The organism is Streptomyces sp. NPDC092369 (genome assembly GCF_044755245.1).
Classification (GTDB): domain Bacteria; phylum Actinomycetota; class Actinomycetes; order Streptomycetales; family Streptomycetaceae; genus Streptomyces.
On the sequence record NZ_JBIVQP010000003.1, the window covers coordinates 63,359 to 85,537 of the forward strand.

The window sequence follows — 22,179 nt, forward strand, 5'->3', positions numbered from 1 at the left end:
CTAGTGGGAGGGGGGAGGTTTTTTCGCCCCCGCCGCCCCTACCCGTCCCATCCTTCTGGGGCTCCGCCCCAGACCCCGCTCCTCAAACGCCGGAGGGGCTGGATTTGGCGGACGTCAGTCCGAAGGCATCGTCTTCAGTGCCAGCCACAGCTCCATCCGTACGTCCGGGTCGTCCAGCGAACGGCCCAGGATTTCCTCCACCCTCCGCATGCGATAGCGCAGCGTATGGCGGTGGACGCCCAGGTCGGCCGCTGCCGCGTCCCATTGGCCGTGGCGGGAGAGCCAGGCCCGTAGGGAGGCGACCAGGTCGCCGCGGCCGGTCGCGTCGTGTTCCTGGAGGGGGCGGAGGAGGCCGTCGGCGAAGGCCTTCACCGCGTCGTCCGCCAGGAGGGGGAGGACGGAACCGGACGCCAGTTGTTCGTGTTCCACCGAGATCCGGCCCCGGCGTCTCGCCACCGAGAGCGCCTGTTCGGCCTGTTTGTACGCCGCTGCCGCCGCGATCGGACCCACCGGGGCCGACACACCCACGACGGGTTCGGTCTCGTCGCCGACGGGCTGGTCGCCCACCGAGCCCGTCCGTGCCGCCTCCAGCGCCGACGTGTACTCCCTGCACGCGGTGACCGCGGCGCCCTCGTCCGCGGCCAGGACGACCAGGCGCCCGCCCTCGGGCACCACCAGCACCGACTCCCCCGCGCGGGCGGCGGCGGACTCGACGGCCTCGGCGAGGGCGGCCGACGCCGAGGGGGATTCGGCCAGCACGATGCGGAAGGGAGCGTCGAGGAGGGTGCCGTAGAGGTCTCCGGCGACCGTGCGGGCGTGGTCCGGTTCGCCGGCCAGGAGCAGACGCAGGACCGCCGCGTCGATGCGCTGTTCGGCGTCCTGGAGGGAGCGGGAGCGTTCCGTGGTGAGGGTGAGGAGGGCGATGGCCGAGTGGACCGCGTAGCGTTCCGCCGTGCCCAGGGCGGCCGCCGTGCCGACGGCGAGGGCCGCTCGTGGTCTGCGGCCCGTGCCCAGTGAGTGGAGCTCCACGCGGTCCTCGTTCTCCGGGCCGCCGACCACCGAGGACGCGGGGGCCGGTCGTTCCCGCAGTCGCTCCACGTCGGGCGTGAGGCGCGCGGCCCGGCGACCCGCCCACTCCGGTGCCGCGGCGACCACGGCGCCCGAGGCGTCGTAGAGCGCCGCCCAGCCGTCCACCTGAGTGGCGAGCGCGGCGAGGAGTCCCTCGGGGCCGTTGGTCAGGGTCTGTCTGGTCAGTTCGCGCTGGGCGGCGAAGCCGGCCGTCACCGCGCGGTACTGGTCGGCCGCGATGGCCGCGGAGACCGCCTTGCTGATCGCGAGGAAGGGGGTGCGGCGCGGGACTTCGAGGAGGGGCAGGCCCTCCTTCTCCGCCGCGTCGACCAAGGCCTCGGGGATGTCCTCGTAGTTGACCCCGACGGCGAAGCCGAGTCCGACCACACCTGCCTCCGCCAGCCGCTTCACGTACCGGCGCATCGCCTCCGGGTCCTCCGCGTCCAGTTTCAGCGCGGTGATCAGGAGGAGTTCGCCGCCCTCCATGTAGGGCACGGGGTCGGCCAGCTCACTGGCGTGCACCCAGCGGACGGGCACGTCCAGGCGGTCCTCGCCCGCGCGCACGGTCAGCTTGAGCGCGGAGTGGTGGACGAGCGAGGCGAGGGTGGGGCGCATGGGGCCTTCAGGTCTGCGGCGGGAGCGAGGTGAGGTGAATCGACGGGAGAGGTCGGATGACCGGGCTGATCATTTGGCCGCTTCGTATGAACGACCTCTACCGATTCTGCCTCACCGTACGGTCCCGCCGCGTGCCTCAGTCCCGGAGGTCCACCAGGAGCGGGGGTGCGTGTTCGCCCTTGACGTTGGTCAGGGACAGGACCGCGTGGCCCGCCGGCACCCCGTGGGCCAGTTCGGACGCCGACCAGCGTTCCCGTTCGACCTGGCGGACGGTCACCGCTCGCTGGGTGGGGGCCTTGCCGGTGATCACGCGGCGGACCATGTGCAGGGCCTTGCCCGCGGGGGTCTCGGCGATGATCTGGCGGTCGGTGACGTCACGGGCCTCGGTCCACTCCTTGCCCCAGACCTCGGCGAAGTCCTGCCCGTCCCACGGGGTGAGCCCGGAGAGCGCCATCCGGCAGCCTGCCGCGCCGAGCAGGGGGGTGCGCAGGGGCCTGGGTACGTCGTCCAGGGTCCGCAGGGTGAGGACGACTCCGGCGTTCGCCGACCGCAGCCGCTGGATGCCGCGGATGGCCTCCGGGGTCACCACGCCGGACGCGTCGTCCAGCACCAGACAGGCGAACAGCGACCGGTCCTCCCGCGCCGACACACTCGCCGTGAACTGCGCCAGCACCAGGCGGGCCAGCATCCGCGAGGCGTCCGCGTGGCCGCGCTCGGGCAGGTCGATGCGGACCCGCACGGGATGGTCCAGCGCCTTGAGCGAGAACGGCCGTGTCTGCCCGGACGTGTCGAAGAACCCGGCGAACGCGGGCCGGTCCAGCAGCGCCACCCGGTCCGCGAGCACCGGCGCCACATCGCCCGGATGCGCCAACTGCCGCTCCCGCGCGTCCAGTTCGCGGATCAGCGACTCCTGCCCCGAGCCCTGCAGCGCCTCGCGCAGGGTGTCCAGCGGGCCGGGCGCGCCGTCCAGCAGCTGCCGCAGCTCCGGCACGGAAGGGAAGCGGCCGTGCACGGCCCGGAAGGGGCCGAGGAGCTGGGCCAGGACGGTCGTGGAGCGCCGGCTGTCGTTGCCCGGGTGCGGATCGGCGAGGTCCCCGACCAGCGCCTCGGCGAGCACGGCCGCGGCCTCGTCCGGGTCGGATGTGCCGCCGTACAGGTCCAGGTCGTAGACGGATTCCGGATTCCCGATCCGTACGACGACGTCGTACGCGTCGACCGGTCCGAGCCCCGCGCCCGCCGCGCCGACCACGACCACCGCCGCGCGGCCGGCCAGCGCGTGCAGGCACAGCGACTCGGCGAGCGGGCGGACCAGGGTGCCTGTCTTGCCGGAGCCGGCCGGTCCGACGGCGAGCAGCGAGGTGCCGAGCAGATCGGGGTCGAGGCCGAGGCCGGCACCGCGGTAGGCGTAGGGGTTGCGGGGGTCGTCGGCGGTGGTGCCGAGCCGTACCTGACCGGTCAGCAGGTCGTGGCGGGCCAGCCGGGCCGGCAGGTCACGCTCGCCGGAGGGGTGCAGACAGGCGGCGGAGCCGTCCTTCAGTACGGCTCCGGTGAAGGCGGCGAGACTGTGCCGGCCGCTGCGCACGCCCTGCCAGGCCCGGGTGATCCGGGCGTGGTCGACGTCCCGCATCAGCCCCGCCCGTGCCTCGGTCGTCAGCCGCTCGGCGGCGTCCGCGGCCCCGGCGGCCCGCAGCTGGGGCCATTCGGCGGGGTCCTGCTCGGGGGCCGGGGGGCGTTCGGTGCGGGGGGTCGCGGAGCGGTTCCAGGCGGGCGGGCCGTAGCGGCGCCAGATCTCGGCCCAGCGGCCGAGCCGGCCCACGCCGATCATGATGATCAGGGCGATCAGCACGTAGTAGGCGTAGACGACCACGACGGAGGCGAAGCTGTGGGGCGAGGCCCAGGAGTCGGGGATCATCGCGTAGAGCGGGAGCAGCCACCAGCCGCCGACGTAGCCGTTCCACAGCAGCGACCAGATCAGCCAGCCGACCAGGAAGGCGATCAGCGCGCCGCTGATCAGCTGGCGGCCCGGGATCCGCTCGGGCTCCTCCTCGGGCCGCGGCCGGTGTCCGAACCGCCACACGCCGGGCGGCGCCTCGGGGCGGGCCGTGCGCAGCCAGGTCAGGAAGGCCGAGCCGTCCGGGCGTGGTGGCGTGCCGGGGGCGTCGGCGGGCCGCGGCGGGATCCGGGGCGGCCCCGCCGGGCGCGGCACGGGATTCGCCTGCGTACCCCGCGTGTCCTGCGTCCCGTCGCTGTCCATCGCTCTCGCTTCCTGACCAGCCGTTCCGTCCACCTTCAGCGGTCAATCTAACGCGCCCGCAAGGGGAGTTCACCGATTGCGCGGCCGGGCGGCCCCGACGCTCCCGGAGTGGGCCATGTCCACGGTGGACAACCGGCGGCGCCGAAAACGCCCACATGGAGCATGCCCACCCCCCGTGCCCCGCCCTAGCCTGCGAGAAAAGGGAAAGACCGAAGCCGAAGCCAACAGTCCGTATGGCCGTAATACCCCCAGGAGCCCCTCATGACCGCACTTCCGCAGGAGCGCCGCGTACTCACCGCCATCCCCGGCCCGAAGTCGCAGGAACTGCAGGCCCGCCGCACCGCCGCGGTCGCGCAGGGCGTGGGCTCGGTACTGCCCGTCTTCACCGTGCGGGCCGGCGGCGGGATCATCGAGGACGTCGACGGGAACCGGCTGATCGACTTCGGTTCCGGCATCGCGGTGACGTCCGTCGGCGCCTCCGCCGAGGCCGTCGTGCGGCGGGCGAGCGCGCAGCTGGCCGACTTCACCCACACCTGTTTCATGGTCACGCCCTACGAGGGGTACGTGGAGGTCGCGGAGGCGCTGGCCGAGCTGACCCCGGGCGACCACGCCAAGAAGTCGGCGCTGTTCAACTCGGGCGCCGAGGCCGTCGAGAACGCCGTCAAGATCGCGCGGGCGTACACCAAGCGGCAGGCCGTGGTCGTGTTCGACCACGGGTACCACGGCCGTACGAACCTGACGATGGCCCTGACCTCGAAGAACATGCCGTACAAGAACGGCTTCGGACCGTTCGCGCCCGAGGTCTACCGGGTGCCGGTGGCGTACGGCTACCGCTGGCCGACCGGCGCGGAGAATGCCGGTGCCGAGGCCGCCGCGCAGGCCATCGACCAGATCAGCAAGCAGGTCGGCGCGGACAACGTGGCCGCGATCATCATCGAGCCGGTGCTCGGCGAGGGCGGCTTCATCGAACCGGCCAAGGGCTTCCTGCCGGCGCTCAGCACGTTCGCCGCCGACAACGGCATCGTCTTCGTGGCCGACGAGATCCAGTCCGGCTTCTGCCGTACCGGCCAGTGGTTCGCCTGCGAGGACGAGGGCATCGTGCCCGACCTGATCACCACGGCGAAGGGCATCGCGGGCGGGCTCCCGCTGGCCGCCGTGACCGGGCGCGCCGAGATCATGGACGCCGCGCACGCCGGGGGCCTCGGCGGCACCTACGGCGGCAACCCGGTGGCCTGCGCCGGTGCGCTCGGTGCCATCGAGACGATGAAGGAGCTGGACCTCAACGCGCGGGCCAAGCACATCGAGGCGGTCATGAAGCCCCGCCTGGCCGCGATGGCGGAGAAGTTCGACATCATCGGCGACGTGCGCGGGCGCGGCGCGATGATCGCCGTCGAACTCGTCAAGGACCGGACGACGAAGGAGCCGAACCCCGAGGCGACCGCCGCCCTGGCCAAGGCCTGCCACCAGGAGGGTCTGGTGGTCCTGACCTGTGGCACCTACGGCAACGTCCTCCGTTTCCTGCCCCCGCTGGTCATCGGCGAGGACCTCCTGAACGAGGGCCTCGACATCATCGAGCAGGCCTTCACCCGCATCTAGGGATGCCTTGGAGATGCCACCGGCAGAGCGTGTGAAGAAGGTGTGCGAGGTGCATGGCGGGACTCGATTCCGTCTGTCTTCGCCCACTCCACTGCCGTAGGTTCTTCCCAGATGAGAGATACACCCCGCCCACAGGGGACTGTGGGCGATTTCAGGCCGGGGCCTCCCCAGCTTCGACCTGGTCGTGCCCTCGCGCACACACCCGGGGCCTCCGGCTCCGGATCTCCTCACCGATCGGACAGTCGCCCGCCCCAAACCCCCCGGGGTGGGCGTCGATCCGATCCGGACGGCCACCCCGGAACCACCCCCCCTGTTCCGGGGTGGCCGACCTCCTCCCTCTCCTTCGTACTTCTCCTCGGGCTTCCCGCCCTCCTCTTCGCGCTGATCACCTGGCAGGTCGTGGCCGACGGCCCCCTGCTGCGCGCGGACGAACGGATCAGCCGGGCCCTCGTCCATCCGGACCGCGTCTCCGAACTGCTCGCCGACCTCGGCAACTTCCAGATCGCGGTCCCCGTGCTCGCCGTCGCCCTGTTCTACGTCGCTCTGCGGGGCCGTGCCATGGGCGTGGACCGCTGGTGGCTGCCGCCGCTCGCCGGAGCCGTCCTGATGGTGCTGGTCCCGGTGCTGGTCGTGCCCCTCAAAGAGCTGATCGACCGCCCCGGGACCCCGGTCGTGCCGCCCGCCACCGGCTACTACCCCTCCGGGCACACCGCGACGGCGATGGTCGCCTACGGCACCGCGGCCCTGCTCCTCCTCCCCTGGCTCCGCTCGGCGAACGCCCGCCGGGCAGTGGTCGTCGCGGCCGCCGTCCTCAACCTCGCCGTCGCCTTCGGCCTGGTGCGGCGGGGCTACCACTGGCCACTGGATGTGGTGGCCAGTTGGTGCCTCGGCCTGATTCTGCTGACCGCGCTGACCCTGGTGCTCGGCCCGCTCGGTCCGCTCAGGGGAAGTACGCGTCGAAGTTCCTCTGGAACTCCCAGTTCGAGAAGCGGTCCCAGTTGACCGACCAGGTCATCAGGCCGCGCAGGGCGGGCCAGGTGCCGTGGGTGGTGTACGAGCCGCAGTTGGTCTTCTTGGTCAGGCAGTCCAGGGACTTGGTGACCTCGGACGGGGAGACGTAGCCGTTGCCCGCGTTCGTCGACGCCGGCATGCCGATGGCTATCTGGTCGGGGCGCAGGGCCGGGAAGACGTTGTTCGCGTCGCCCGCCACCGGGAAGCCCGTGAGCAGCATGTCGGTCATGGCGATGTGGAAGTCGGCGCCGCCCATCGAGTGGTACTGGTTGTCCAGACCCATGATGGGGCCCGAGTTGTAGTCCTGGACGTGGAGCAGGGTGAGGTCGTCGCGCAGGGCGTAGATGACCGGGAGGTACGCGCCGCAGCGCGGGTCCTGTCCGCCCCACTTGCCGGTGCCGTAGAACTGGTAGCCCATCTGCACGAAGAATGTCTCCGGGGCCATGCTCAGCACGAACTTGGCACCGTACTTGGCCTTCAGGGTCTTCAGGGCCGAGATCAGGTTGACGATCACGGGAGTCGTCGGGTTCTTGAAGTCCGTGTCGCTCGCGTTCAGGGAGAGCGAGTGGCCCTCGAAGTCGATGTCCAGGCCGTCCAGACCGTAGGTGTCGATGATGTTCGAGACCGAGGAGACGAAGGTGTCTCTGGCCGCCGTCGTGGTGAGCTGGACCTGGCCGTTGGCGCCACCGATCGAGATCAGCACCTTCTTGCCCGCCGCCTGCTTGGCCTTGATCGCCGCCTTGAAGTCGGCGTCTGACTCGACGTTCGCGCACTCCGTCACCGGGCAGCGGTTGAAGCGGATGTCGCCCGAGGTGGTGGAGGTCGGTTCGCCGAAGGCCAGGTCGATGACGTCCCAGCTGTCGGGCACGTCGGCCAGGCGCGTGTAGCCGGCGCCGTTGGCGAAGCTCGCGTGGAGATAGCCGACCAGGGCATGAGTGGGCAGGTCGCCCGAGCCACCGCCTGAGCCCGCGGTGGTCGTGGCGGTCACCGCCGCCGACTTCGCCGATTCGCCGGCGTCGTTGCTCGCGGTGACCTGGAAGCTGTACGCCGTGGACGCGGTCAGGCCGGTCACGGTGGCCGAAGTGCCGGTCGCCGTCTGGACCTTGGTGCCGCCCCGATAGATCGCGTAGCTGGTGGCGCCGGTGGCGGCCGTCCAGGACAGGGCGACGGAGGACGAGGTGATCGTGCCGGTCCTCAGGCCGGTCGGGGCGGCGGGCGGCTGGCCGGTGCTGCCGCCGGGGCCGATGAGGGAGATGTCGTCGGCGTAGTAGGCGCCGGTGCCGTACCAACCGTGGGTGTAGAGAGTGACCTTGGTGGTGGCGGCGCCGGTGGTGAAGGTGGTGGTGAGCTTCTGCCAGTCGGGGGCGGACTGGGTCCAGGTGGAGACGTCGGTGGTGCCGGTGCCGTTCGCGCCGAGGTAGACGTAGGAGCCGCGGACGTAACCGCTCAGCGTGTACTGGGAGTTCGGCTGGACGGTCACCGTCTGCGCACACTGGGCGTAGTCGCTGCCGGCCGGGGTTGCCTGCAGCGCGGAACTCCCGCTGTGCACGGGCGAGTTCACCGTCGTGGCGGCCGAACAGGTCCAGCTGTCCAGGCCGGACTCGAAGCCCCCGTTCTTCGCCAGGTCCGCGTCGGCCGCACGGGCGGCCGACGAGAGCGCGGTGATTCCGGGCACGGCCAGCAGGGTGGCCGTGAGCAGGGCGAGGACGGGTCTGAAGCGGTCCACAAGTGCCTCCGGGCATGGGGGAATTGGAGGGGTGGAGCGCGCTCAATTTGGTCCAGACCAATCCTGTTGTCAAGACCTTCTGCCGCTACCCGCCTTCATCGCCCCCTGCCATCCCCGTCCTCACAGGCTGCCGTCATCGGTCGCCAGGCCGGCCGCCGCCTCGTGCATGGCGAGTTCGAGCAGCGCCGGATCGGTGAGCGTGCCGGAGCCGTCCGGTGGGACCAGCCAGCGGACCCCGCCGGTGGAGCGGCCCGGGTACGGCACGACGATCCAGGTGCCGGCGCCCGCCGTGCGGATGCCGGTGCCGAGCCAGCGCGCGGCCGTCCCCGGCGGCACGAAGAAGCCCATCCGGTTGTCGCCGAAGTCGACGAGCACGGGCCCGGGTTGGTCCAGCACCCGGGTGAGCACGTCGAGCGTGGGATAGCCGAGTTCACCCGGCAGGATCAGCACGTCCCACGCCTTGCCCGCGGGCAGCAGGGCCACCCCCAGCGGATTGCGTTCCCACTCCCAGCGGCATGCCTCGGGGTCGGGTGCCACCGATGCCAGCCACTCGACCGCCGTCTTCGCCCCAGTCATGAGACGACCTCCCTCTGTGTCGTGGACGCTGGTCGCGTCACGAGAGAGAGGGAGGTCTCGCGGGGAGCATTACGCGGGTTCCGGCACCCCGTTGGAGTGAACCGGATCACACCTCGCGAAAGCGGCGTTCAGCTGTCGAAGCCCAGGCCGAAGCGGTCCATCGTCCGCAGCCACAGGTTGCGCCGGCCGCCGTGCGAATCGGCTCGGGCCAGCGACCACTTGGTGAGGGCGATGCCCGTCCAGGCGAACGGCTCGGGCGGAAACGGCAGCGGCTTGGTGCGGACCATCTCCAGTCGGGTCCGCTCGGTGTCCTCGCCGTCCAGCAGGTCGAGCATCACGTCGGCCCCGAAGCGGGTCGCGCCGACGCCGAGGCCCGTGTACCCGGCCGCGTACGCCACGTTCCCGCGGTGCGCGGTGCCGAAGAACGCCGAGAAGCGCGAGCAGGTGTCGATCGCGCCGCCCCACGCGTGCGAGAAGCGGACGCCCTCCAACTGCGGGAAGCAGGTGAAGAAATGCCCCGCGAGCTTCGCGTACGTCTCCGGCCGGTCGTCGTACTCCCGGCGCACCCGGCCGCCGTACGAGTAGATCGCGTCGTAACCGCCCCACAGGATCCGGTTGTCGGCCGACAGCCGGAAGTAGTGGAACTGGTTCGCCGAATCCCCGAGTCCCTGGCGGTTCTTCCAGCCGATCGAGGCCAACTGCTCGTCGCTGAGCGGTTCGGTCATCAGCGCGTAGTCGTAGACCGGCACGGTGTACGCCCGTACGCGCTTGACCAGGTTGGGGAAGATGTTGGTGCCGAGCGCGACCTTGCGGGCGCGGACCGAGCCGTAGGGCGTGCGTACGGCCATGCCCGCGCCGTACGGCTTCAGGGCGAGGGCGGGGGTGTGCTCGTGGACGCGGACGCCGAGGCGGACGCAGGCCTGCTTCAACCCCCAGGCGAGCTTGGCGGGGTGGAGCATCGCCACTCCCCCGCGGTCCCACAGGCCGGCCTGGAAGGTCGGTGAGTCGACTTGTTGCCGTACCGCTTCGGCGTCCAGGAACTCGACGCCCTCGGCGAGGCCTGCGCGCTCCATCTCCTCGTACCAGTCGCGCAGTTCGGCCGCCTGGTAGGGCTCGGTCGCCACGTCGATCTCGCCGGTGCGCTCGAAGTCGCAGTCGATGCCGTGCCGGGCGACCGCGCTCTCGATCTCGTCGAGGTTGCGGGCGCCCAGCTCCTCCAGCTTGTGGATCTCCTCGGGCCAGCGGGCCAGGCCGTTGGGCAGGCCGTGGGTGAGGGAGGCGGCGCAGAAGCCGCCGTTGCGGCCCGAGGCGGCCCAGCCCACCTCGCGGCCTTCCAGCAGGACGACATCCCGTCGCGGGTCGCGCTCCTTGGCGATGAGCGCGGTCCACAGTCCGCTGTACCCGCCGCCGACGACCAGCAGGTCGCAGGTCTCGGCGCCGGTGAGGGCGGGCTCGGGGTGGGGCTTGCCGGGATCTTCGAGCCAGTACGGGACCGGCTGTGCGTCGGAGAGCGACTTCGTCCAACGATTCATGGCGACTGGGGCCATGATTTCAACTCCCTACAAGGGCTGTGCGTTTACGCCTTCTGCCTGTTGCGGCGATTTCCGAGAACCATGGAGAACAGCACCAACAGTACGGCGACCAGGAACATGGCCGTGCCGATGACATTGATCTGTACGGGTGTTCCGCGCTGTGCCGAACCCCAGACGAACATGGGGAACGTGACGGTCGAGCCCGCGTTGAAATTGGTGATGATGAAATCGTCGAAGGAGAGCGCGAAGGAAAGCAGCGCGCCCGCGGCGATTCCGGGGGCCGCGATGGGCAGGGTGACGCGCAGGAAGGTCTGCGCCGGGCCGGCGTAGAGGTCCTGGGCGGCCTGTTCCAGGCGCGGGTCCATCGACATCACACGTGCCTTGACGGCGACGACGACGAAGCTGAGGCAGAACATGATGTGCGCGATCAGGATCGTCCAGAACCCGAGCGGCGCACCGAGGTTGAGGAACAGGGTGAGCAGCGAGGCGGCCATGACGACCTCGGGCATCGCCATCGGCAGGAAGATCAGCGAGTTCACGGAGCCGCGCGCGCGGAAGCGGTAGCGGACCAGCGCGAAGGCGATCATCGTGCCCAGCGCGGTCGCGCCGACGGTCGCCCAGAAGGCGATCTGGAGGCTCAGCGAGAGCGAGCCGCACATGTCGGCGACCCCGCACGGGTCTTTCCACGCGTCGAAGGAGAACTGCTGCCATTCGTAATTGAAGCGCCCCTTCGGTTTGTTGAAGGAGAACACCGTGACGACGACGTTCGGCAGCAGCAGATAACCGAGGGTCAGAAGTCCCGCGATGACGACGAGATGGCGCTTGAGCCAGGTGATGACGGGCATTTAGACCAGATCCTCCGTCCCGGACCTGCGGATGTAGAGGGTGACCATGAGGAGAATCGCCGCCATGAGGATGAAGGACAGGGCCGCGGCCGTCGGATAGTCCAGGATCCGCAGGAACTGCGTCTGGATGACGTTTCCGATCATGCGGGTGTCGGTGGAGCCGAGGAGTTCGGCGTTCACGTAGTCGCCGGCCGCCGGGATGAACGTCAGCAGCGTCCCGGAGACCACACCCGGCATCGACAGCGGGAAGGTCACCTTGCGGAAGGTCGTGAAGGGTTTCGCGTACAGATCGCCGGCGGCCTCGTGCAGCCGCCCGTCGATGCGTTCCAGCGAGGTGTAGAGCGGCAGCACCATGAACGGCAGGAAGTTGTACGTCAGTCCGCAGACCACGGCGAGTGGTGTGGCCAGCACGCGGTCGCCGGAGGTCCAGCCGAGCCAGCTGGTGACGTCCAGGACGTGCAGGGTGTTGAGGGCGCCGACGACCGGTCCGCTGTCCGCGAGGATCGTCTTCCAGGCGAGGGTGCGGATCAGGAAGCTGGTGAAGAAGGGCGCGATCACCAGGATCATGATCAGGTTCCGCCAGCGGCCCGCGCGGAAGGCGATGAGATACGCCAGCGGGTAGCCAAGGAGCAGGCACAGCACGGTCGCGGCGGCGGCGTAGAGGACCGAGCGCAGGAACTGCGGCCAGTACTCGCTCAGCGCGTCCCAGTAGGTCGCGAAGTGCCAGGTGACCTTGTAGCCGTCCTCCAGGGAGCCCGTCTGCACGGAGGTGGAGGCCTGGTAGATCATCGGCAGCGCGAAGAAGACCACCAGCCAGAGCAGACCGGGCAGCAGGAGCCAGTACGGCGTCCAGCGGCCCCGCTTGCGCGGCGGCTTCTTCTCGGGGGCCGGCGCCAGAGGTGGCGCCTCGGTGGCTGCGGCCATCAGGCGGCCTCCTCCTCGATGTCGACGCCGGCGTCGATGTCCTGGGCCGCGTCGAGGCCGAAGGTGTGGGCCGGGTTCCAGTGCAGGACGACGTCGGCGCCTGGCACGAGGCGGGCATCGCGGTCGATGTTCTGGGCGTAGACCTCGAATTCGGGGCAGACCGGGCAGTCGATGACGTACTGCGTGGAGACGCCGATGAAGCTGGAGTCGGCGATCTTGCCGGTGATGCGGTTGCGGCCCTCGGGGATCTCGCCCGCGTCGTCCGCGTGCGTGAGGGAGATCTTCTCGGGGCGTACGCCGACCAGCACCTTGCCGCCGGTGGTGGTCGGCGCCGAACAGCGCGCCTCGGGCAGCACCAGCTTGCCGCCGCCCGCCCTGAGGACGATGTCGTCGCCGCTCTTGGTGTCGACCTCGGCCTCGATCAGGTTTGAGGTGCCGAGGAAGTTGGCGACGAACGTGGTGTGGGGGTTCTCGTACAGGTCGGTGGGCGAGCCGAGTTGCTCGACGCGGCCCGCGTTCATCACGGCGACCGTGTCGGCCATGGTCATGGCCTCCTCCTGGTCGTGCGTGACGTGCACGAAGGTGATGCCGACCTCGGTCTGGATGCGCTTGAGCTCCAACTGCATCTGGCGGCGCAGCTTGAGGTCGAGGGCGCCGAGGGGCTCGTCGAGCAGGAGCACCTTCGGGGTGTTGATCAGCGCGCGGGCCACGGCGACGCGCTGCTGCTGGCCGCCGGAGAGCTGGTGCGGCTTCTTGCGTGCCTGCTCGCCCAGTTGGACCAGGTCGAGCATGTCCTCGACCTGCTTCTTCACCGACTTGATGCCGCGCCGGCGCAGGCCGAAGGCGACGTTCTCGAAGATGTCGAGGTGCGGGAAGAGCGCGTAGGACTGGAAGACGGTGTTCACCGGCCGCTTGTAGGGCGGCAGATGGGTCACCTCCTGGTCGCCCAGGAACACGGTCCCGCCGCTCGGCTCCTCCAGACCCGCGATCATGCGCAGGGTGGTGGTCTTGCCGCAGCCGGAGGCGCCGAGCAGCGCGAAGAAGGAACCCTGCGGCACGGTCAGGTCCAACGGGTGCACGGCGGTGAAGGCGCCGTAGGTCTTGCTGATTCCGGAGAGGCGGACGTCGCCGCTGTTGTCCGTGGTGTTCATGGTCGTCACGCCCCTGTGAGCTTCGCGAACTTCTCTTCGTAGGCCGTCTCTTCCTTCGCGCTCAGGGAGCGGAAGGCATGGGACTTGGCGGCCATGGCCTGGTCGGGAATGATCAGCGGGTTCTCGGCCGCCGACTTGTCGATCTTCGCCAGATAGGGCTTCACGCCGTCGACGGGCGTCACGTAGTTGATGTACGCGGCGAGATCGGCGGCCTGCTGGGGCTCGTAGTAGAAGTCCATGAGCCGCTCGGCGTTCGTCTTGTGGCGCGCCTTGTTGGGGATCAGCATGTTGTCGGTCGACGTCATGTAGCCGCTGTCGGGGATGACGAAGTCGACGTCCGGGCTGTCCGCCTTGAGCTGGACCACGTCACCGGCCCAGGCGATACAGGCCGCGAAGTCGCCCTTGGTGAGGTCGGACGTGTAGTCGTTGCCCGTGAAGCGGCGGATCTGGCCCTTGTCGACGGCCTTCTGGATGCGGGCCACCACCGCGTCGAAGTCGTCGTCGGTGAACTTCGCCGGGTCCTTGCCCATGTCGAGCAGCGTCATGCCGATGCTGTCGCGCATCTCCGACAGGAAGCCGACCCGGCCCTTGAGCTTGGGGTTGTCGAGCAGATCGGAGACCGACTTCACCTCGACGCCGTCGAGCGCCTTCTTGTTGTAGGCGATGACGGTCGAGATGCCCTGCCATACGTAGGAGTAGGCGCGTCCTGGATCCCAGTCCGGGTTGCGGAACTGGGCCGAGAGGTTGGCGTAGGCGTGCGGGAGATGGGACGGGTCCAGTTTCTGGACCCACCCCAGGCGGATCAGACGGGCGGCCAGCCAGTCGGTGAGGACGATGATGTCGCGGCCGGTGTCCTGGCCCGCGGCGAGCTGCGGCTTGATCTTGCCGAAGAACTCGTTGTTGTCGTTGATGTCCTCGGTGTACTTGACCGTGATGCCGGTCCGCTCGCGGAACGCGTCCAGCGTCGGGTGGTGCTTGCCGCTGTCGTCCACGTCGATGTACTCGGTCCAGTTGGAGAAGTTGACGGTCTTCTCCGTGGCCGAGTGGTCGTCGGCGGACACGCCGCCCTGGGACTTGCCCGCCGCGGGGATCCCGCAGGCGCTCAGTGCCCCGACGCCGCCGAGCGCGAGCGCGCCGCCCGCGGAGGCGCGCAGCAGCGAACGGCGGGTGAGGGCGGCCCTCCCGTTGCGGAAGCTGCGCCGCATGGCGGCCACCTGGGCCGGGGAGAGGCGTTCGGGCTCGTACTGCTCCATGCGCTTGCTGCCCTTTCAGGAGGGACGAGGTTGAGGCCGTGGTCGGCGGCCGGTCTTCCCGCCCGGCGGTAGCCGGAGATGAACTACAGCCGGTCCCCGAAGATGGTGCGGTGCCAGTCCTTCCTGGCCACCGCGGTGTTGTCGAACATCACGTGCTTGATCTGTGTGTACTCCTCGAACGAGTACGCCGACATGTCCTTGCCGAAGCCGGATGCCTTGTATCCGCCGTGCGGCATCTCGCTGATGATCGGGATGTGATCGTTGATCCACACGCAGCCCGCCTTGATGTCGCGGGTGGCGCGGTTCGCCCGGTAGACGTCGCGGCTCCAGGCGGAGGCGGCGAGTCCGTACGGGGTGTCGTTGGCGAGGGCGATGCCCTCGTCGTCGCTGTCGAAGGGCAGGACCACCAGGACCGGGCCGAAGATCTCGGACTGGACGACCTCGCTGTCCTGCGCCGCGTCGGCGATCAGGGTGGGCCGGTAGTAGGCGCCCTTCTCCAGGTCTCCCCCGGGTGCCTCGCCGCCGGTCACCACGCGCGCGTAGGCACGCGCCCGGTCGACGAAACCGGCGACGCGGTCGCGCTGGACGTGCGAGATCAGGGGGCCGAGGTCGGTGCCTCCGGCGAAAGGGTCGCCGAGCCGGACGGTCTCCATCAGGGCGGCCGTCCGCTCGACGAACGCCTCGTAGAGCGGGCGCTGCACGTACGCGCGCGTGGCGGCGGTGCAGTCCTGGCCGGTGTTGATGAGCGCGCCCGCGACCGCGCCGTTGGCGGCGGCCTCCAGGTCGGCGTCGTCGAACACGACGAAGGGCGCCTTGCCGCCGAGCTCCAGGTGGAGGCGCTTGACGGTGGCCGTCGCGATCTCGGCGACGCGCTTGCCGACGGCGGTGGAGCCCGTGAAGGACGTCATCACCACGTCGGGGTGGCCGACCAGGTGCTCGCCGGCCTCCCTGCCCGTGCCGGTGACGATGTTGACGACGCCGTCCGGGATGCCGGCGTCGGTGACGGCCTGGGCGAACAGCAGTGAGGTGAGCGGGGTCAGCTCGGCCGGCTTGAGGACGATCGTGTTGCCGGCGGCGATCGCCGGGAGGATCTTCCAGGCGGCCATCTGGAGCGGGTAGTTCCAGGGCGCGATGGAACCGACGACACCGATGGGCTCACGGCGCACGTAGGAGGTGTGGTCGCCGGAGTACTCGCCGGCGGACTGCCCCTGCAGATGCCGGGCGGCGCCCGCGAAGAAGGCGGTGTTGTCGATCGTGCCCGGCACGTCGAACTCGCGGGTCAGCTTCAGCGGCTTGCCGCACTGCAGGGACTCGGCGCGGGCGAAGTCCTCGGCGCGGTCGGCGAGGACGGCGGCGAGCCGGTGCAGCGCGTCGGAGCGGTCGCCGGGGGTGGCGGCGGACCAGGCGGGAAACGCCTCGCGGGCGGCGGCGACGGCCGCGTCCACGTCCTCGGGGCCGGCCAGCTCGTAGGTGAGGACCTCCTCGCCGGTCGACGGGTCGACGACCGTGTGCGCACGGCCGGAGGTGCCCTTGGTCAGGCGGCCGGCGATGTACTGGGCGCCGTCCGCGAAGCGGTCCTGCGCCGGGAATCGGTCCGGGGTGGCAGTGCCCGGCTTGTGCATGTCGCTCTCCTCCGCCGGAGCCCCTCGGTCGCGGGGGCGGGTGGCGTAGCTCCAGCTCGATTTGAGTGCCGATCCTGACAGAGCAAAGGGCGTCCAACAAGTGATTCCGTTGTTGCCTTTTGGTTACGCGACGGAATCTGTCGACCAGGTGTCGAGTGACCACGGGAAAGGACGGACGGAATGTCAGTGGTGGCTGCCAGACTCGCGTGCATGGGACGGATCACGGGGACGATCGATTCACAGGAGACGCTGGTCAAGGCGGTCCGTGCGGGGGCGCAGATCAAGTACCTGCACTTCTGGGGGCACCGGGCGCGGGCGGACGGGCAGGTCGGGTCGAGCTGTCTGAGCCAGTGGTGGCCGGCGCCGTTCACGGTGGACGGGGTGGAGTACGGCACCGCCGAGCACTGGATGATGGCGCGGAAAGCGCGGCTGTTCGGGGACGCGGAGGCGGAGCGGCGCGTCCTGGACGCGGGGCATCCCTCGCTCGCCAAGAAGGCGGGACGGCTGGTGCGCGGCTTCGACGAGGCGACCTGGCAGCGGGAACGCTTCGCGATCGTGGTCGAGGGCAGCGTCCACAAGTTCACGGCGCACGCGGATCTGCGGGAGTACCTGCTGACCACGGGCGAGCGCGTCCTCGTCGAGGCGAGCCCCGTGGACCGGGTGTGGGGCATCGGCCTGCCGGCGGACGACCCGGTGGCGCAGGATCCGGAGCGGTGGCGGGGGCCGAATCTGCTGGGGTTCGCGCTGATGGAGGCGCGGGCGCGGCTTCGGGGTGAGGGGGACGGGACGGGTGGGGCTCAGGCCTGAGCCGGCGGCGGGGCGGGTGCGGGTCAGCCCCTGAGCTGGCGGCGGGGCGGGGCGGCTCGGCCCCCGGGCCGTTAGTGGACGCTGTTGGTCCGTTAGCGGGGCGGGGTCCGGCGGCGGGGCGGCTCAGCCCTCGGGCCGGTAGCGGGGCGGGGCGGCTGGGCTCCCGGGCTGGTCGCGGGGCGGGGCGGCTCGGCCCCCGGGCTGGTCGCGGGGCGGGGCGGCTCGGCCCCCGGGCTGGTCGCGGGGCGGGGCGGCTCGGCCCCCGGGCTGGTCGCGGGGCGAGTGCGGCTCGGCCCCGGGCCGGTAGCGCGGCCGAGATGCCCGGGGACGGATCGTAGGCCGGGAGATCGGCCGGCGGTGGCGCAGGGCGGGACCTGCCGGGTCAGCGCGGACGGAGGCGGCGCGGGGACGCCCTCGTCGTGTGGGTAAAGGGGCGGCTGGTCGGGGTCGCTCAGCCCCGAGCCGGCAGGGGAGCCGAGATGGCAGGGGCCGAGTTGTAGTACGAGCCGTCGTCCGTGCCGCTGTTGTCGTCGTCGTTCACCGCGATCGCGATGCCGACGATCAGCAGGGCGATCGTGGCGAGGCCCAGGACGATTCCGATGATGCCCGTGATGAGGCCGGACTGGGCCTGGCCGCGGTTGGTGGCCTCGCCGCGTTCGGCTCGTCGCTTGCCCTTGATGGCGAAGACCACGGCGAGGACGCCGAGGATGACGGAGAGGATGCCGTACACGCAGAACAGGCAGCAGGACAGGATGCCCAGCACCATGGCGGCGGTGCCCATGCCGTTCTGCGGGGGCGGCTGCATACCGGGCCAGCCGTAGCCCTGCGGGTAGGCGGGGTAGCCGTAGCCGCCGGGGCCCTGCGGGGCGGGGCCGGTCGGGGCGAACGGCGGGGGCGGCACGGCGGAGTCGGACCAGCCGGGCGGGGGCGTGCCGGGAGCGCCGTAGGTGGGGGCGCCGAAGCCGGGTGCTCCCTGACCGGGGGCGCCGGTGCCCTGGCCGGGCGGGGCGAAGCCGTCGGACGGCATGGCCGCCATCGTGGGCTGGTCGTGCACGGACGGCGGCTGCGGGTACGCCGGGGGCGGCGGATACGCGGACGGCGGGGCCGACTGGGGCTGCTGGGTGGGCCCGGGGCGGGCGCCCTTGTCCAGCGACGTCTTCTCCTCGGGCGGCGGTGCCCACGGGTCGCGTTCCGCGCCCGCTCCCCCGCCCGGTTGTGTCCCGTCCACCACGTTCCCGTCCCCCTCGATCGATCGCCTCGCCATGGTAAAGCCTGCCGCTGAACAGCTCACCGGCCGGTACACCGGCCAGGGCATCGCCCGGGCGTCACCCCCGCCCACCCCCCGCTCCCACCCTCCCGCCCCGGCCTACGATGATCCCTGAGTCATCGATCAGCCGATCACCCGCGTCCCGTGCGGCCGAGCCGTCCAGGGGCGCCGTTCCGGGGAGGAACCCCTTGTCCGACCACCTCGACGCTTCCGTCGCCCCGCGTGAGCTGCACGCCTTCATCGCCGGGCTGCCCAAGGCCGAACTGCACGTGCATCACGTCGGCTCCGCCTCCCCGCGCATCGTCTCCGAACTGGCCGCACGCCACCCCGACTCCCGGGTTCCCACCGACGCCGAGGCGCTCGTCGACTACTTCACGTTCACCGACTTCGCGCACTTCATCGACGTGTATCTGTCCGTCGTGGATCTCATCCGGACCCCGGAGGACGTGCGGCTGCTGACCTATGAGGTGGCGCGGGAGCTGGCCCGGCAGCAGGTGCGGTACGCCGAGCTGACCATCACGCCGTACTCCTCGACCCGCCGCGGGATCGACGAGCGCGCCTTCATGGACGCGATCGAGGACGCGCGCAAGGCGGCCGAGGCCGAGTTCGGGACCGTGCTGCGGTGGTGCTTCGACATTCCCGGCGAGGCGGGACTCGATGCCGCGGAGGAGACCGTGCGGCTGGCCACCGACGACCGGCTGCGCCCGGAGGGCCTGGTGTCGTTCGGGCTCGGCGGGCCCGAGATCGGCGTACCCCGGCCGCAGTTCAAGCCCTACTTCGACCGGGCGATCGCCGCCGGACTGCGGTCGGTGCCGCACGCCGGCGAGACCACCGGCCCCGAGACGGTCTGGGACGCCCTGACCTATCTGCGCGCGGAGCGCATCGGGCACGGGACCAGTTCGGCCCAGGATCCCAAGCTGCTCGCGCATCTGGCCCAGGAGCGCATCGCGTTGGAGGTGTGCCCGACCTCCAACATCGCCACGCGCGCGGTCCGCACCCTCGACGAGCACCCGATCAAGGAGTTCGTACGGGCCGGAGTCGTCGTCACGATCAACTCCGACGACCCGCCGATGTTCGGCACGGACCTCAACAACGAGTACGCGGTCGCCGCCCGGCTGCTCGACCTCGACGAACGGGGTCTCGCGGAGCTGGCGAAGAACGCGGTCGACGTCTCCTTCCTGGACCCGGCCGGCAAGGCCCGGATCCGCGAGGAGATCGACACCTTCACCACGGCGTGGCTCGCCCCCTGAGCCACCGGGTCACCACAATGGGGTCCATGCAGAAGGTGACCGCAGTCGCCCATCGCGGCGACCCCTACCGTGCCCGTGAGAACACCCTCGACTCACTGCGTTCCGCGTTCCGAACGGGCGCGGACGCGGTCGAGTTCGACGTCCGGCTGACCAGGGACGACGTCCCCGTGCTGCTGCACGACAGCACGCTGAAGCGGCTGTGGGAGCACGACCGGCCGCTCGGGTCGCTGTCGGCCGACGAGGTGCGCGGGCTCACGGACGGCGGGGTGCCGACGCTCGCGGAGGCGCTGGCCGCGACCGAGGGCCGCCGGGTCATGGTCGACCTGCCCGGCGATCCGGGGCTGCCCGCCGTGCGGCGGATCATGGAGGTTGTGCGCGAGAGCGGCGCGGCGGACCGGGCGTACTACACCGCGGACGCCCCCGCGATGCTCGCCGTCCGGGCCGCCGATCCGGCCGCCGAGATCGCGCTGACCTGGAAGACGCTGGCGCCCCCGCGGCCCGCGCTGCTGCACGCGGTGCGCCCGCGCTGGCTCAACTACCGCTTCGCGCTGGTCGACCGGGACCTCGCGACCTACGTCCACCGCTCCGGCTACCTGCTCTCCGTCTGGACCCCCGACACCCGCCGCTCCATGCGCCGCCTGCTCGACCTCGGCGTCGACTCCATCACCACCAACCGCGTCGACGTCCTGCACGCCCTGCGTGACGGCGACGGCGACTGAGCCGACGGCACCCCGGCGCCCCGTCTCCTACACGCGCGAACGCTGCGCCACCGTCGCCGGGTCCGCCGGGGTCGCGCGGGTGGCGTACTGCGGTACGGGGGTGTCGTCCCCGCCGGTGTCGCGGACCAGGCCGTAGCGGATCGCGCCCTGGGCGGGGCCGGTGGTGACGTCCTTCTCGACCGCGCGGTTGCGGGAGTCCCGGTACGGGTACAGCGCGGTGATCGGCGCGACCCGTGACCTCTGCCGGACCCTCGTCCACTCGGTGGGCGCGACGGACGCGAAGGGCGAGGAGATGATTCCCCCGGCGCAGCGGATCGCTTGGGCCGCGCTCAAGTAGCGAGTACCGGGGCGTGGTTCGGGGTGAGGGCCTCAAGTCGCTTGATCTTCCGGCGTACGACGTACAACGGGACGATCCCGATGACGCCGAAGGACATGTCGATCACCGTCCACCAGAAGGGGATGCCCCGGATCGGCCCGCAGATCAGGGCCAGCGGGACGATTCCGGCGCAGGCGATCATCCCGAACTCGACGACCCAGATGTTGCGGACCGGGTCGCGGTAGGGGCCGTAGAAGGCGACCGCGATGACGAGATGGGCGAAGGCCAGCCAGTCCGTGCCGTAGAGGACGAAGGGGTACTCGGCGTCGGCGGTGTCGAGGCCGCGGCGGACGTGCTCGATCCACTCCATGAGCGCGGGGAGGTGCTGCGGCACGGACAGGGACCGCAGGACGTCCTCGGTCCACCGCAGCTCGTGGACCAGCGGGAAGGCCGTGGCGCCGCTGAGCACCAGGCAGACGACGAAGAGGACCAACCAGGCGCGGATGCCCTTGAGCAGGGCGGCTCTGTCGCTCATGACGGCAGCGTACGCCCGTAGTTGAACATGTTCAAAACTCTTCGCGAGTGGTGTCAGCCACGTGGTTCGGCGGCGGTGCGGGCCGACGACGGCGCCACGGAACTCGTGTCCCGTGCGTCCGTCGGTGCCGTCGACGGTGCCTTGCTGGAGGACACCGTGGAGCGCTGGCCGGGCGGGACGCTGGACGGCACGCTGGACGGGATGCGGCGGCTGGGGACGGGGGTCACGGGGTTGGGGGCCGTCGGGGTGGGGGCCTCCGTCCGGTCATGGCCGGTGGAGGGACCGGTCGACGGACTGCTCGCCGGGGGCGGGGCCTGCGGGAGCGTCGGGACGGACGGGGAGTCCGTGGCGGTCAGCCGCAGGGGCAGGACGACGAGGGCGGCGACCCCGCAGGTCAGGGCGGCGCCGACGGCGGCCTTGGCCAGCTTGCGGCGGGCCGCGCCGCGGCGGATCGCCTCGTAGCGGCCGGTGGGTGGGCCGAGGTATTCGGTGGACGGGCGCAGCAGGACGGTGAGTTCGTCCTCGGGGTCGAAGTCCGGGCCGTCGTCAGAGTGTGTGATCAAGGCTTCTCCTCAGATGGGCGCGGAGCAGTTCGCGGGCCGCGTGGAGGTCGGCCTTGACGGTTCCTTCCTTGCGTCCGGTCAACGCGGACACCTCCCGGATCGGCATGTCAGCGTAGTAGTGCAGCAGGATCGGCACGCGCAGCCGTTCGGGCAGGGACTGGACCAGGAGCCGTACCGAGGGGTCGTCCTGTTCCGGCTGCGGGCGCACGGCCGCCTCGTCGGTGGCGCGGCGCACGGCCCGGCGCTCGCGCTCCAGTTTGCGCCAGTGGTCCCGGACCAGGTTGGCGGCGGTGACGTAGAGGAATCCGCGCGGCTCCGACACGGTCGTCCAGCGCGCCCACAGCCGGGTGAACGCCTCCGAGGCGATCTCGTGGGCCGTCTCGTCGTCGTCGACGAGCCGGCGGCACCAGCCGGCGAGGCGCGGGTAGAGGGCGGCGAACAGCTCGGACGCGGCCTTCTCGCTGGACCGTTTCAATGTTCTCTGTGGTCTCCATGTGGGGGGTGGTGGCGCTCGCATGCGTAGAGGAAGAGCCCGGACCGTCGGCTCGG

19 protein-coding genes and 1 pseudogene are annotated in these 22,179 nt (G+C 70.9%); 5 read left to right on the forward strand and 15 right to left on the reverse strand.

The features are described from left to right. Nucleotides 1-114: 114 nt before the first annotated feature. Nucleotides 115-1,683 (reverse strand): PucR family transcriptional regulator, encoded by a 1,569-nt coding sequence (locus ACIQI8_RS17240; RefSeq protein WP_402350668.1) that lies wholly within the window; start codon nucleotides 1,681-1,683, stop codon nucleotides 115-117. Nucleotides 1,684-1,819: 136 nt separating this feature from the next. Next, entirely contained in the window at nucleotides 1,820-3,937 is a 2,118-nt protein-coding gene (locus ACIQI8_RS17245; protein ID WP_402350671.1) for an ATP-binding protein, read from the reverse strand. Nucleotides 3,938-4,198: 261 nt separating this feature from the next. Here ACIQI8_RS17245 and gabT point away from each other — a divergent pair, with 261 nt between their 5' ends. Then, complete coding sequence (gabT, locus tag ACIQI8_RS17250; protein ID WP_402350674.1) at nucleotides 4,199-5,533, forward strand: 4-aminobutyrate--2-oxoglutarate transaminase; 1,335 nt, start codon at nucleotides 4,199-4,201, stop codon at nucleotides 5,531-5,533. A 141-nt stretch (nucleotides 5,534-5,674) separates the two neighbouring features. Beyond that, on the forward strand, nucleotides 5,675-6,535 hold the full coding sequence (locus ACIQI8_RS17255) for a phosphatase PAP2 family protein (protein ID WP_402353957.1): 861 nt from the start codon (nucleotides 5,675-5,677) through the stop codon (nucleotides 6,533-6,535). On the opposite strand, the gene ACIQI8_RS17260 is transcribed toward ACIQI8_RS17255, so the two are convergent. From ACIQI8_RS17260 to ACIQI8_RS17295, 8 genes are all read right to left on the reverse strand, one after another. Further along, nucleotides 6,474-8,270, reverse strand: coding sequence for a chitinase (locus ACIQI8_RS17260; RefSeq protein ID WP_402350677.1), 1,797 nt, complete (start codon nucleotides 8,268-8,270; stop codon nucleotides 6,474-6,476). The two genes, ACIQI8_RS17255 and ACIQI8_RS17260, sit on opposite strands and share 62 nt — an antisense overlap. 120 nt (nucleotides 8,271-8,390) lie before the next feature. Continuing rightward, the gene (locus ACIQI8_RS17265) at nucleotides 8,391-8,846 is read right to left on the reverse strand and encodes a hypothetical protein (RefSeq protein WP_402350680.1); all 456 of its coding nucleotides are present in this window, start codon (nucleotides 8,844-8,846) and stop codon (nucleotides 8,391-8,393) included. A 128-nt stretch (nucleotides 8,847-8,974) separates the two neighbouring features. Continuing rightward, on the reverse strand, nucleotides 8,975-10,393 hold the full coding sequence (locus tag ACIQI8_RS17270; protein ID WP_402350683.1) for an NAD(P)/FAD-dependent oxidoreductase: 1,419 nt from the start codon (nucleotides 10,391-10,393) through the stop codon (nucleotides 8,975-8,977). A gap of 29 nt (nucleotides 10,394-10,422) precedes the next feature. Then, nucleotides 10,423-11,223: an ABC transporter permease gene (locus tag ACIQI8_RS17275; RefSeq protein WP_402350686.1), complete on the reverse strand. Its 801-nt coding sequence runs from the start codon at nucleotides 11,221-11,223 to the stop codon at nucleotides 10,423-10,425. Continuing rightward, the gene (locus ACIQI8_RS17280) at nucleotides 11,224-12,147 is read right to left on the reverse strand and encodes an ABC transporter permease (protein WP_402350689.1); all 924 of its coding nucleotides are present in this window, start codon (nucleotides 12,145-12,147) and stop codon (nucleotides 11,224-11,226) included. Beyond that, nucleotides 12,147-13,307, reverse strand: a complete 1,161-nt coding sequence (locus ACIQI8_RS17285; protein WP_402350692.1) for an ABC transporter ATP-binding protein — start codon at nucleotides 13,305-13,307, stop codon at nucleotides 12,147-12,149. The genes ACIQI8_RS17280 and ACIQI8_RS17285 overlap by 1 nt, the downstream gene beginning before the upstream one ends. Continuing rightward, nucleotides 13,304-14,551 (reverse strand): spermidine/putrescine ABC transporter substrate-binding protein, encoded by a 1,248-nt coding sequence (locus tag ACIQI8_RS17290; protein WP_402350695.1) that lies wholly within the window; start codon nucleotides 14,549-14,551, stop codon nucleotides 13,304-13,306. Before ACIQI8_RS17290 ends, ACIQI8_RS17285 begins: the two co-directional genes overlap by 4 nt. Before the next feature lie 83 nt (nucleotides 14,552-14,634). Further along, nucleotides 14,635-16,173: a gamma-aminobutyraldehyde dehydrogenase gene (locus tag ACIQI8_RS17295; protein WP_402350698.1), complete on the reverse strand. Its 1,539-nt coding sequence runs from the start codon at nucleotides 16,171-16,173 to the stop codon at nucleotides 14,635-14,637. A 210-nt stretch (nucleotides 16,174-16,383) separates the two neighbouring features. Here ACIQI8_RS17295 and ACIQI8_RS17300 point away from each other — a divergent pair, with 210 nt between their 5' ends. Next, nucleotides 16,384-16,980: an NADAR family protein gene (locus tag ACIQI8_RS17300; RefSeq protein WP_402350701.1), complete on the forward strand. Its 597-nt coding sequence runs from the start codon at nucleotides 16,384-16,386 to the stop codon at nucleotides 16,978-16,980. A gap of 451 nt (nucleotides 16,981-17,431) precedes the next feature. On the opposite strand, the gene ACIQI8_RS17305 is transcribed toward ACIQI8_RS17300, so the two are convergent. Further along, on the reverse strand, nucleotides 17,432-18,244 hold the full coding sequence (locus tag ACIQI8_RS17305) for a DUF4190 domain-containing protein (RefSeq protein ID WP_402350704.1): 813 nt from the start codon (nucleotides 18,242-18,244) through the stop codon (nucleotides 17,432-17,434). A 191-nt stretch (nucleotides 18,245-18,435) separates the two neighbouring features. Between ACIQI8_RS17305 and ACIQI8_RS17310 the strand changes: the two genes are divergently transcribed. Together ACIQI8_RS17310 and ACIQI8_RS17315 are read left to right on the forward strand one after the other, a co-directional pair. After that, nucleotides 18,436-19,497 (forward strand): adenosine deaminase, encoded by a 1,062-nt coding sequence (locus ACIQI8_RS17310; protein WP_402350707.1) that lies wholly within the window; start codon nucleotides 18,436-18,438, stop codon nucleotides 19,495-19,497. 26 nt (nucleotides 19,498-19,523) lie between these two features. Continuing rightward, entirely contained in the window at nucleotides 19,524-20,216 is a 693-nt protein-coding gene (locus ACIQI8_RS17315; RefSeq protein WP_402350710.1) for a glycerophosphodiester phosphodiesterase, read from the forward strand. 27 nt (nucleotides 20,217-20,243) lie between these two features. Here ACIQI8_RS17315 and ACIQI8_RS17320 read toward each other — a convergent pair. The 4 genes and pseudogenes from ACIQI8_RS17320 to ACIQI8_RS17335 all read right to left on the reverse strand — a co-directional run. Next, nucleotides 20,244-20,399: pseudogene (locus ACIQI8_RS17320) on the reverse strand (sigma-70 family RNA polymerase sigma factor); the annotation flags it as partial. A 146-nt stretch (nucleotides 20,400-20,545) separates the two neighbouring features. Then, nucleotides 20,546-21,067 carry a hypothetical protein gene (locus ACIQI8_RS17325; RefSeq protein ID WP_402350713.1) on the reverse strand — a complete coding sequence of 174 codons (522 nt, stop codon included), beginning with the start codon at nucleotides 21,065-21,067 and terminating at the stop codon, nucleotides 20,546-20,548. A 53-nt stretch (nucleotides 21,068-21,120) separates the two neighbouring features. Beyond that, the gene (locus ACIQI8_RS17330; RefSeq protein WP_402350717.1) at nucleotides 21,121-21,630 is read right to left on the reverse strand and encodes a hypothetical protein; all 510 of its coding nucleotides are present in this window, start codon (nucleotides 21,628-21,630) and stop codon (nucleotides 21,121-21,123) included. Beyond that, nucleotides 21,614-22,105, reverse strand: a complete 492-nt coding sequence (locus tag ACIQI8_RS17335; protein WP_402350720.1) for an RNA polymerase sigma factor — start codon at nucleotides 22,103-22,105, stop codon at nucleotides 21,614-21,616. Before ACIQI8_RS17335 ends, ACIQI8_RS17330 begins: the two co-directional genes overlap by 17 nt. Between the last annotated feature and the right edge of the window lie 74 nt (nucleotides 22,106-22,179).